The following is an 11,308-nucleotide window of genomic DNA, read 5'->3' on the forward strand; positions in this document are numbered from 1 at the left end:
AGGGACGGCGCCGTGGCCGCTATCCTTCGGGGCGTCCGACCGACGACGATCCGAGCCCGCCGCACCCACGACACCACGGAGAAGCCATGGCGCTCAAGAGCGTGCCGGACCAGAACGTCGCCGACCGAGTCACGGTCGAGCTGCGCGAGGCGATCTTCAGCGGCGACCTCGCGCCGGGCGAGCGGCTCGTCGAGCGCAAGCTCGCCGAACGCCTCGGCACGAGCCACATCCCCGTGCGCGAGGCCCTGACGCGGCTGACGCAGGAGGGCCTCGTCGAGCGGCTCCCCCACCGCGGCGCGCGCGTCGCGGCGCTCACGAGCCGGGACCTCGAGGAGATCTCGAGCCTGCGCACGCTCCTGGAGCAGTTCGCCGTCGTGCGGGTCCAGGACGCCTGGGACCCGGCGAAGGAGGCGAAGCTGCGCAAGACCGTGCAGCAGATGGTCCAGGCCGCGGAGAAGGGCAGCAACGCGCGCGTCTTCGAGCTCGACCGGCGCTTCCACGAGCAGCTCTGGGAGATGGCCGACCACCGCATGCTCATGACGCTCAACGCGCAGCTCCGCAGCCGCATCACCGGCTTCCTGCGCGCCGCGAACGCGGCCCTCGAGCCCGAGGCGCGCGTCGCGCACGCCCGCACCCACGAGCTCATCGTCGACGCCATCGCGGGCGGCGACCCGGAGGCGGCGCAGCGTGTCATGGCCGAGCACATCGGCGAGGCCGCGGCCCGCCTCGCGAGCCACACCGAGGACGAGGCGGAGCCCGCCGTCGGCGCCTGAGCCCAGGTCGCCCGCCGGTGGCGCGTCGCGCCCGGCCGTCACAGCCCGGCGGGACGCCCGGTCGACCTGAGGAGGATGCACCCGCATCCACCGATCTCAGGGAGGCACCACATGGCTCGCATCATCGTCGTCGGCGGCACCGGGCACGTCGGCTCGCGCGTCGTCGAGAAGCTCACCGCGCACGGGCACGACGCCGTCGCCGCATCGCGCCGCACGGGCGTCGACGCGTACACCGGCGCAGGGCTGACGGAGGCGCTGGCCGGCGCCGACGTCGTCGTCGACACCACCCAGGCGCCGTCGTACGTCCCCGACGAGGTCCGGGACTACTTCGCCACGTCGACCGCGAACCTCGTCGCGGCGGAGAAGGCGGCGGGCGTCCGCCACCACGTCGCGCTCACCATCGTGGGCACCGACCGCCCGCAGGGCATCGGGTACTTCCACGGCAAGGCCGAGCAGGAGCGCGTCGTCCGCGAGTCGGGCGTGCCGTACTCGCTCGTGCACGCGACCCAGTTCTTCGAGTTCACGCCCGCGATCATCGGCACGGCGGCGCACGGGGACACCGTGCGGGTGTCGTCGGCGTCGATCCAGCCGATCGCCGCGGAGGACGTCGCGACCGCGGTCGCGCGCATCGCCGTCGGCGACCCGGTGGGCGACGTCGAGATCGCCGGGCCGGAGGTCCTCGCGATCGGCGACCTGGTGCGCCGGACGCTGGCGGCGCAGGGCGACGGGCGCGAGGTCGTGACGGCGGACGACGCGCCGTACTTCGGGGCACTGATCGAGGAGCGCACCCTCGTGGCCGTCGACGGCGCGCAGATCTTCGACACACGCCTGGAGGACTGGCTCGCCGCGCAGGCAGCCTGACGATGCACCCCGGGTGGCGGCACGCCGCCGCCCGGGGTGTCGTGCGCGCCCAGCCCGGCCCGCACGGTCCGTCGCGTCGCACGCCGACGGTCGTCCAGCGACCCTACTTTTGCTATAGCATCCCGTCAACACCGGCTCGCGACCCTGGACGGCCATGCACCTGCGCACCGCCACGCCCGACGACCTCCCCTCGCTCTACGCGCTGTGGGACCGCGCCTTCGGCGCGCCGCTCATGGTGCCGGTCTACGAGACGGACGACGGTCGGCTCGACCGCACGCACGTCGCCGTCGAGCCGGACGACGGCCGCATCGTGGGATCGGTGTACTGGACGCCGCGCGAGCTCGGCGGGCCTGACGGCCGCACGCTCCGGGCCGGCGGCGTCGCCAACGTCGCGACCGCCCCCGAGGCGCGTGGCCGGGGCCTCGTCCGCGCGCTGCTCTCCCGGGCCGTCGAGCAGATGGAGCAAGACGGTGCGGACGTCGCGCTGCTGTTCACCGGCACCCCCGACGTCTACCGGTCGAGCGGCTTCGAGACGTTCGACGTGCCACTCCTGCGCGGCGCGCCGCGTCCTGTCGGCGCCCCGGACACTGCAGCCTCCGGTCCCGTGGACGACGCGCTGGCGGCGAGCGCTCCGGCGCCGGGCGCGGAGGGCGACGCCCCCGTGCAGGTCCGCACCGATCGCTTGCCGGGCGTCCCATGGCCGGCATGGTCCGTCGCACTGGGGTGGGAGCAGCTCGCCGGGCTCCACGGCGCCTTCGACGTCACTTCCGGTGGCCCGCGGCCCCTTGCCACCTGGCGCACCGCCGAACACTGGGAACGCCGCATCCCGCTCTGGTACTCCGGCGCCGAGGTGTTCACCGCGCGGGCTGCCGGCGGGGACGTCGTGGGCTACCTCGTCCTCGAGCCCGGGTCGGACGCCCTGAAGGTCCGCGAGCTCGGCGTGGACCCGACCTCGGAGCACGCCACCGAGGTCGTCGGCGCGCTCGCGCGCACGACGCTCCAGCGGGCGCGCCTCCACACCTCCCCCGTCGTGGAGGTCCGTCTGCCCGGGCACGCGCTCACCGACCGCTTCGTCGCGGCGACGCTCGACGCACCCGTCACCGACACCGACACGACCGGGATGCTCCGGCCGGTGCGCGCGGGGGCCGACGCCGTCGCCCAGCTCCGCAGCGCCTCGGCAGTCGGCGCGGGCTTCCACTGGCCCGGCGACTACCTCTGACCACACCGGTAGATCGCAAGACACCGGGTGATCGAGAGTTAGAACCGTGGTCACGCGAAGGAAGACCTTCGTTGGCCGAGGTAGAACCGTGGTCGCGCGAGGTAGAACCTCGGTCACGCGAAGTAGAACCTCGGTCACGCGAAGTAGAACCTAGGTCATGCCCGACGGCGCCTGGTCGCCCTGGGTGGTCGGGGTGGGTGGTGGTGCCGCAGACCCGGCTACGCGGGCCTGAGACCCGACCACGGTTCTACCTCGCGCGACCAGGGTTCTACCTCGCGCCACCACGGTTCTACCTCGCGCTACCGGCGTTCCCCCCGGTGCATCCGGCGCGCAGATCCTCGTGCGATCGCGCTTGCTATGGCATCTGATCGAGAACTCGATGCCTTGTGACCTGCGCTGATGTCAATTTCTTCGCTCTTGACGATGCCATAGCATTTGACTAGTCTCCGGAGGGTCCGGTTCACCGTCGCAACGACGCGCACGAACCCGCTGACCCCGACCCAGCACCGGAACCGCACGACCCCGCAGCACCGCTCCCCCGGAACACCCCGCAGCCCCGGGCCGCAGGAGCCTTCGCGTCGCCCGCCCGCACGGCGTCCTCCCGACGTCCCGAAGGGTGCCCGAGTTGTCCACTCCCCGATCCCAGACCCGCCCCGCGTCCCCGACCCTCGGCCAGCCCGAGCCGGCCGTCGACGCCCCGCCCCCGTCGCGGCGCAGCCTGCTGCGCGTGGCCGGCATCGCCTCCCTCGCCGCCGGCGCCGTCGCCCTCGGCAGCGGCACCGCCCACGCGGCACCCCTCGCCGGAACGCTCGTCACAGGCAAGAACGACACGCCCGACGCCGAGGCCCTCGTCGCCGCCACCGTCGCCGAGCTCACGGGCTGGAAGGCGAAGAAGCTCGACGACGGCACGGTCGCCCAGCTCCTCGGCCACGCCACGCCGGGCGACGGCGCCACCCGCCTCGTGCGCTACGACGCGAAGTCCACCGCGGCCCCGAACGGCGGCACCGTGCTCGCCCCGAGCGACGCCAGAGCAAAGGGCCGCTGGCACACCCTGCACACCGGCACCGCCGACTTCCGCTGGTTCGGCCTCTTCGACCCCGACACCCCCGCCGACGACGCCCTCGACGCCCTCGTGGACGACCCCAGCGTCACGCGCATCGAGGCCCACACCGCCCTCAACTTCACCCGCCGCCACACGTTCACGCGCTCGAACCTCGAGCTCGACTTCGGCGGGCACACGGTCACGACGGAGGGCATCGAGCGCAACGCCCACGACAACCCGTTCGGGGCGGTCCTGTTCTTCCAGGGCCGCGTGACGGACGAGACGCAGCAGCGCACCCTCGCCGCGACGCTTCCCGACCTCACGGACGTCTTCGAGGTCGCGGACGCGGGCGCGTTCGCGGTCGGGCAGTGGTGGGCGCTGCGTTCGGACGAGCGCCCCGGGGGCGGGGGCGACGAGCGCGAGCTCCAGCGTCTCGTCCAGGTCACGCAGGTGCTCGACGCGACGCACGTGCGCGTGGACTACAAGAACGGCTGGGAGCTCCCCGCCGGCCGCGTGCTCACCTGGACGCGCGTCGAGCCCGTCGAGCAGGTGCACGTGCGCGCGATGACGTTCCACGGGTCCGGGCCCTTCGACGGCCCGGCGAACGGCGAGCTGCCCGACGACCGCGAGATGACCGGCTCCCACCCCGTCGCGTTCGAGTACGCGGTGCGTTGCGACGTCTCGGACGTGCACGGCCACCGCACGTGGTGGCCCGTCATCATGCGGCGCTGGAACACCCACTTCGTCACCGAGCGGTGCTCGGTCGCCAACCCGCCGACGGTCTTCTACGGCGGCGCCGGCTACCTCACGCAGCAGATCTACTGCCTCTACGGCCGGGTCTCCGACTGCACGAGCCACAACGCGCGGCACCTCAACGACCTCACCGCGTCGGCGTACTGCCTCGTCGAGAACTGCCACGGCGACGGCGACGACCAGGGCGGCAACCCCTTCACGACCCACGGCCAGTACGAGCACGACCTCGTGTTCGTCGGCAACAGCGGGCTCATGGACATCGCCAACTCGGGCGGCCAGTGGGGCACCGCGGCCAAGCGCATCACGGTCAAGCACCACACGTGCTCGTGGTTCGTCGCGGGCACCAAGATCACGGACCTCACGCTCGAGGACGTGCACGTCGTCGCACGCTCGACGTTCGACCCCCAGGCGACGCTCACGATCAACGCCGACGGCGCGCAGGTGCGCGGCTGCACGGCCGGCTTCTTCGCCGTCGGGCAGCGGTCGTCGCTGTCGCGGCGCCCGACGGTCGTCGAGGACTGCGCGTTCGCGCTGCCCGCGGGGTCCGTGCTGCACCAGACGCCGGTGACGAACGCCGTGCACTTCGTCCGCACCCGGATCACGGGCGTCGACGGCACGATCCTGCGCGGTGCCGGTCCCGTGACGTTCACCGACTGCGAGCTCGTCGGTGGAACGGACGACGCGCCCGCCGCCCCGGTCGACCTCGGCTCCGCGGACGTCACCGTCACGGGCGGGTCGTGGCGGGGCGTGGGCGTGCGGCTCAGCGGCGCGCGCGACCAGCGGCTCGTGCTCGACGGCGTGCGCGCGTCGGGCACGACGACGGCCGGCGCGCTCGTCTCGCGCGGCAGCGGCGCGGGTGCCGTGGACGTCACGCTCCGCGGCGCCGACCTGCGGGCCGCCGACGCCACCGAGCACGTCGCGCTCCGGGCAGGCGACCGCTACACCGCGACCGGGACGCGGTTCACGGGCGGCCGCCTCGACCTGCCCGACGGCGTGCGCGTGCTCCACGCGCGCAACGTCGAGATGGGCGTCGACCGCACCGGGCTCCCGACGTCCGGCGACGGCGTGCTCGTCGACGCGAACCTCACCGCGTGACCAGCCCCGGGCTACCACCCGGGCACCCGCACCTTCCTCCCCACCGACACCCGCGCCGTCGTGCACGGGCCGACGAAAGGACACCCATGACCCTCGACACCACGACCGAGCCGACGACGGCCGCGCCGGGCGAGGCCGCCCTGCCGCCCTCGCGGCGCAACCTGCTGCGCGTCGCCGGCATCGCGTCCCTTGCCGCGGGCGCCGTCGCCCTCGGCAGCGGCAGCGCGCACGCGGCGCCCCTGGCCGGCGCTCCGCTCGCGGCGAAGAAGGACGACAAGCCCGACGCCGAGGTGCTCGTCGCCGCCACCGTCGCCGAGCTCACGGGCTGGAAGGCGAAGAAGCTCGACGACGGCACGGTGGCCCAGCTCCTGGGCCACGCCACCCCGGGCGACGGCGCCGCGCGCCTCGTGCGCTACGACGCAAAGTCCACCGCGGCCCCGAACGGCGGCACCGTGCTCGCCCCGAGCGACGCCAGAGCAAAGGGCCGCTGGCACACCCTGCACACCGGCACCGCCGACTTCCGCTGGTTCGGCCTCTTCGGCCCCGAGAACGCGGCTGACGACGCGCTCGACGCCCTCGTGGACGACCCCAGCGTCACGCGCGTCGAGGCCCACACCGCCCTCAACTTCACCCGCCGTCACACGTTCACGCGCTCGACCCTCGAGCTCGACTTCGGCAACCACCTCATGACCACCGAGGGCATCGAGGACGCCGGGCAGGACGACCCGTTCGCGGCCGTGCTGTTCTTCCGCGGCAAGGTCACGGACGACGTCCGGACGAACACCCTCACCGCGACGATGCCGGAGCTGCGCGACGACTACGAGGTCGCGGACTCGTCGCAGTTCGAGGTGGGCCAGTGGTACGCGGTCGAGGTCAACGCGCTCGCGGGCCGGTGGGAGCGCGAGCTCCAGCGCCTGGTGCAGATCACGCAGATCGTGGACGCCACCCACGTGCGCGTCAACTACAAGGCGGGCTGGTCCCTCGCGAAGGGCCGCACGCTCACCTGGACGCGCATCGAGCCCGTCGAGCAGGTGCATGTGCGCAACCTCGCGTTCCGCGGCCGGCCCGACGGCGACCAGTACACCGGCTCCCACCCGATCGCCTACGAGTACGCGGTCCGGTGCAACGTGGAGAACGTGCACGGCGTCGCGACGTTCTGGCCGCTCGTCATGCGCCGGTGGAGCACGTTCTTCCGCACGGCGGGCTGCTCGCTGACGAACCCGGCGTCGGTCACGTGGGGCGGTGCGGGCTACCTGACGCAGCAGATCTACTGCAACTACGGGCACGTGGTCGACTGCCACACGACCAACGCGCGGCACCTCAACGACTGGACCGCGTCGTCGTACGGGCTCGTGGAGAACTGCCACGGCGACGGCGACGACCAGGGCCCGTTCGTCACGCACGGCCAGTACGAGCACGACCTCACCTACGTGGGGAACTCGGGCCTCATGACGTTCGCCAACTCGGGCGCGGCCTGGGGCGGCGCCGCCAAGCGCATCACGGTGACGCGGCACGTGTGCTCGTGGTTCGTCGCGCGCGTCAAGGTCACCGACCTCACGCTCGAGGACGTGCAGGTGATCCGCAAGGACGGCCTGGCGGGCTCGGGGATGATGTGGGTCAACGCCGACGGCGTGCAGCTCCGCGGCTGCCAGGCCGACGACACGCTGATCGTCTCCCAGGCGTCGGCGCTGTCGAAGCGGCCCAACGTGATCGAGGGGTCGCGCTTCGCCGTCCTGCCGGACACCGCGATCACCCAGGCGAACGTCACGAACCCGGTGCACCTCGTCCGCACGACCCTCAACGGGCTGAAGAACGCGTCGTTCGCCGGGAAGGGGCAGGTCGTGCTCGACGCGTGCACGCTCGAGGCGGCCGAGGGCGAGGGCACCGTCACGGCGAGCGCCGACCTCACGGTGCGCGGCGGCCTCGTGCGCAACGTCGCGATCGTCGCGGCGGGCGCCGCGGAGCAGACGATCCGGCTCGACGGCGGAGCCCGGCTCGAGGGGAAGCCTGCCGGCGGCAGCTTCCTGCGGCGGGCGAAGGCGGACAAGCCGGTCACCTGGGCGCTCGACGGCGTCCGGAGCACCGCGCCGTCGGGTGACACTGGACACGTGAACCTAGACGCCGGTATCAACAAGTGGTCCGCCACGGGCTCGACCTTCGCGGGCGGCACCCTCTCGCTCGCGCCGTCCGCCCTGGGCGGCGACTCGTACGTCCTGCACGGCGGCAACGTCGAGCAGGGCGTGACGCGCACGGCCTTCCCCGAGGACGGCGACCGCGTCGTCACGACGGGCAACCTCGTCGTCTGACGAGCCCGCCTCGTGCCGCTCTCCCCACCGGGCGGTACTCGGCACGGTGAGCACCGCGCGAGGCGAGACGACGAAGGGGCCGGGGGTGGTGAGTGCGGGTCGTGGCGGGCCTGGCGGGAGCGCCGCGAGGAACGAGCGGCGCGGATGGTAGACCCGCACTCACCACCCCCGGCCCCGACCCACGGCGACCGCCGCGCCGGTACCTGCAGCCGCGGCGCGAAGGTCACAACTCCGCATCGCGTCGTGCGTGAGTTAACACGAGCGCCGATCTGGCGTAACATCGGCATGGCAGGCTTGCTATAGCAAATAGCAAACGAGGCCTGCCAGGGCCGGGAGACCCCCGCCCCGCAGGACCATCGCAACGGAGCAAGGACCGCACACGTGACCCCGAACCCCCAGCCTGTCACCGTCGCCCTCGTCGGCGCCGGGAACCGTGGTCAGACGTACGCGCGCTGGATCGCCGAGCACCCCGACCGCGCCCGTCTCGTCGCCGTCGCCGACCCCCGACCCCACCAGCGCGGCCTCGTCGTCGACCAGGCCGTCGCGGCGCAGGCCGGCGTCTCCGCGGCCCACGCCCTCGCATCGGGCGCCGAGTCGGGCGCGGCGCTCGCTGTCGAACCGCGAGTCGAGCTCCCGCAGGTCGCGGAGTTCGCCGGCTGGCAGGACCTCGTCGCCGCGGGCGACGCCGACCGGGCCGCCGGGGGCACGGGCCGGCTCGCGGACATGGTCATCGTCGCGACGCAGGACCGCGAGCACCGCGACCCCGTCGTCGCGCTCGCGCCGCAGGGATACGCGATCCTCGTCGAGAAGCCGCTCGCGCCGAGCCCGGAGGAGTGCCGGGACGTCGTGGACGCGGTCGAGGCGTCGGGCGTGCTGTTCGGCGTGTGCCACGTGATGCGGTACATGCCGTACACCGACCTCGTGAAGTCCGTCGTCGACTCGGGCGTCCTGGGCGAGATCGTCAACGTCCAGCACCTCGAGCCCGTCGGATGGTGGCACGACGCCCACTCGTACGTGCGCGGTCCGTGGCGCTCGGAGAAGACGTCGAGCCCGATGCTGCTCGCGAAGTCGAGCCACGACCTCGACTGGATCCGCTACGTCACCGGCAAGCGGATCGCGACGGTCGCGAGCTTCGGCTCGCTCAAGCACTTCCGGCCCGAGGAGCGCCCCGCCGGCGCTGCGGACCGCTGCCTGGACTGCCCGCTCGAGCCCACGTGCCCGTACTCGGCGCCGCGCCTGTACCTCACGACGCTGCGCGAGAAGGGCCCGATCTGGCCCGTCTCCGTCATCACCGACGCGACGGACGAGGCGGGAGTGATCGAGGCGCTGCGCACCACCGACTACGGCCGCTGCGTCTACGACTCCGACAACGACGTCGTCGACCACCAGGTCGTGGCCATGGAGCTCGAGGGCGGCGGCGCGGCGACGTTCACCATGACCGCGTTCTCCGAGCAGGACCACCGCAAGACCCAGATCTTCGGCACCCACGGGTGCCTCGACGGCGACGGGGAGAAGGTCCGCGTGACCGACTTCCGCGACGGCAGCGTCACCGTGCACGACGGCGGCCACCACGGCGCCACCAACGCCGCCGACGACCACGGCGGCGGCGACTCGGGCGTCATGGACGCGTTCGTGCGCGCCGTCGCCACGGGCGACCCGAGCCACGTCCGGTCGGGCGCCGTCGAGTCCCTCCAGAGCCACCTCGCCGTGTTCGCGGCCGAGGAGTCGCGCCACCGGCGCACCGTCGTCGACGTCCCGGCCCGCTGACGCGTCCGGCGCGACGACCGCACCACCCCGCACCTCCACAGCACCACACCGCACAGCACCACCCCACCCCCCACCCGCCCACCCCGGCGGGACCTCACCAAGGAGACACGTCGATGACCCTGCGCACGACGAAGCGCCTCTGGACCGCCGCCCTCGCGGTCGGCACGCTCGGCGCGCTGAGCGCCTGCGCCGGCGGTGCCGGCGCCGGCAGCTCCACCCCCACCCCCGAGGACGGCGCCGCGTCCGGCTCCGTGACCATGTGGACCTACCCCGTCATCGCCGACGAGGCCGCTCACAAGGCCTTCTGGGACGAGCAGATCGCCGCCTTCCAGGAGGAGAACCCCGACGTCGACGTCAAGGTCGAGATCTACCCGTGGGCCGGCCGTGACGAGACCCTCGCGACGGCCATCGCGGGCAACAAAGGCCCCGACGTCGTCTACCTCATCCCGGACCAGATCCCCAAGTACGGCAAGTCGCTGGCCGCGGTCGACAACTACGTGACCGACCAGGTAGGCGACCTGCGCGAGAACGCGTCCAAGGCCGTCACGGTCGACGGCGCGATGCTCGGCTCGCCGCTGATCATGAACAGCAAGCCGCTCGTGTGCAACGCCGCGGCGTTCGAGGCCGTCGGCGAGGCGGGCAACTACCCCGAGACGTGGGACGACCTCATGGCGCTCGCGCCGACGTTCCAGGCCGCCGGCTACGACGTCACCAACTACTGGGGCTCGGTCGACGCGACGCTCAACGAGTCCTTCTACCCGCTGCTGTGGCAGGCGGGCGGGTCCGTCTTCTCCGAGGACGGCTCGTCGGTCGCGTTCGACTCCCCCGAGGGCGTCGAGGCGCTGCAGTTCGCGGTGGACCTCGCCGAGGGCGGGTACATCGAGAAGGACCTGCTGACGACCATCCCCGCGTTCGAGCAGACGAACACCGCCAAGGGCAAGATCGCGTGCACCTGGCAGCAGGGCCCGGCCGACGTCGCGGGCTTCTGGGGCGAGGAGAACGTCGTCGTGCTCCCGCCGCTCAAGCAGGCCGAGGCGGTCGCGTTCGGCACGGTCGGCTCGCTGTCCGTGCTGAAGACGGCGGAGAACCTCGACGCCGCGGGCAAGTGGGCCGCGTTCGCGACCTCCCCCGCGGTGAGCACCGAGTACGCGAAGGCGGCGGGCTGGTTCTCACCGTACGAGAGCGAGTCGGGCCTCTACGCCGACGACCCGGTGCTCTCGGCGCTCGAGGACACGCTCCAGTACACGACCGCGGGCGAGGTCAACGAGAAGTCCCGTGAGGTCATGGGCGTGCTCGCCCCGGAGATCCAGGCCGCGCTCATCGGTGAGAAGACGCCGGAGCAGGCCCTGAAGGACGCGGCCGCGGCGGCAGACCCGCTGCTCGGCTGACCGACGTGGGGGGGGGGGGGGGGCCGCACACCGCACGCCGCGCCCGCGCGGGCCCCCCAGGGTCTGTAGTAGATAGCAAAAGCTCAGACGCCCCCCCCAGCGAG

The 11,308-nt window shown here is 72.9% G+C and carries 7 protein-coding genes; all 7 read left to right on the forward strand.

What is annotated here, in order from left to right; translation table 11 throughout:
- Nucleotides 1-86 precede the first annotated feature (86 nt).
- The 7 genes from ACFWH7_RS11220 to ACFWH7_RS11250 all read left to right on the forward strand — a co-directional run bounded on the left by ACFWH7_RS11220 (nucleotide 87) and on the right by ACFWH7_RS11250 (nucleotide 11,204).
- Nucleotides 87-773, forward strand: coding sequence for a GntR family transcriptional regulator (locus tag ACFWH7_RS11220; RefSeq protein WP_141391187.1), 687 nt, complete (start codon nucleotides 87-89; stop codon nucleotides 771-773).
- A gap of 111 nt (nucleotides 774-884) precedes the next feature.
- The gene (locus tag ACFWH7_RS11225; protein WP_378216592.1) at nucleotides 885-1,634 is read left to right on the forward strand and encodes an SDR family oxidoreductase; all 750 of its coding nucleotides are present in this window, start codon (nucleotides 885-887) and stop codon (nucleotides 1,632-1,634) included.
- Between the two features lie 154 nt (nucleotides 1,635-1,788).
- Nucleotides 1,789-2,853, forward strand: coding sequence for a GNAT family N-acetyltransferase (locus ACFWH7_RS11230; RefSeq protein WP_378216593.1), 1,065 nt, complete (start codon nucleotides 1,789-1,791; stop codon nucleotides 2,851-2,853).
- Between the two features lie 625 nt (nucleotides 2,854-3,478).
- Nucleotides 3,479-5,743: a peptidase C14 gene (locus ACFWH7_RS11235; RefSeq protein ID WP_378216594.1), complete on the forward strand. Its 2,265-nt coding sequence runs from the start codon at nucleotides 3,479-3,481 to the stop codon at nucleotides 5,741-5,743.
- Nucleotides 5,744-5,829: 86 nt separating this feature from the next.
- Nucleotides 5,830-8,049 carry a peptidase C14 gene (locus tag ACFWH7_RS11240; RefSeq protein ID WP_378216595.1) on the forward strand — a complete coding sequence of 740 codons (2,220 nt, stop codon included), beginning with the start codon at nucleotides 5,830-5,832 and terminating at the stop codon, nucleotides 8,047-8,049.
- Between the two features lie 381 nt (nucleotides 8,050-8,430).
- Nucleotides 8,431-9,816 (forward strand): Gfo/Idh/MocA family protein, encoded by a 1,386-nt coding sequence (locus ACFWH7_RS11245; RefSeq protein WP_378216596.1) that lies wholly within the window; start codon nucleotides 8,431-8,433, stop codon nucleotides 9,814-9,816.
- Between the two features lie 113 nt (nucleotides 9,817-9,929).
- A complete protein-coding gene (locus ACFWH7_RS11250; RefSeq protein ID WP_378216597.1) occupies nucleotides 9,930-11,204 on the forward strand; it encodes an ABC transporter substrate-binding protein in 1,275 nt (424 codons plus the stop codon).
- The last annotated feature ends 104 nt before the right edge of the window (nucleotides 11,205-11,308 follow it).

This window comes from Cellulosimicrobium cellulans (assembly GCF_042723955.1).
Lineage (GTDB): Bacteria > Actinomycetota > Actinomycetes > Actinomycetales > Cellulomonadaceae > Cellulosimicrobium > Cellulosimicrobium cellulans_H.

Bases quoted from the DNA above. Each gene is read 5' to 3' on its own strand.
- ACFWH7_RS11220 (WP_141391187.1), top strand. From the start codon at position 87: ATGGCGCTCAAGAGCGTGCCGGACCAGAACGTCGCCGACCGAGTCACG.
- ACFWH7_RS11225 (WP_378216592.1), top strand. From the start codon at position 885: ATGGCTCGCATCATCGTCGTCGGCGGCACCGGGCACGTCGGCTCGCGC.
- ACFWH7_RS11230 (WP_378216593.1), top strand. From the start codon at position 1,789: ATGCACCTGCGCACCGCCACGCCCGACGACCTCCCCTCGCTCTACGCG.
- ACFWH7_RS11240 (WP_378216595.1), top strand. From the start codon at position 5,830: ATGACCCTCGACACCACGACCGAGCCGACGACGGCCGCGCCGGGCGAG.
- ACFWH7_RS11250 (WP_378216597.1), top strand. From the start codon at position 9,930: ATGACCCTGCGCACGACGAAGCGCCTCTGGACCGCCGCCCTCGCGGTC.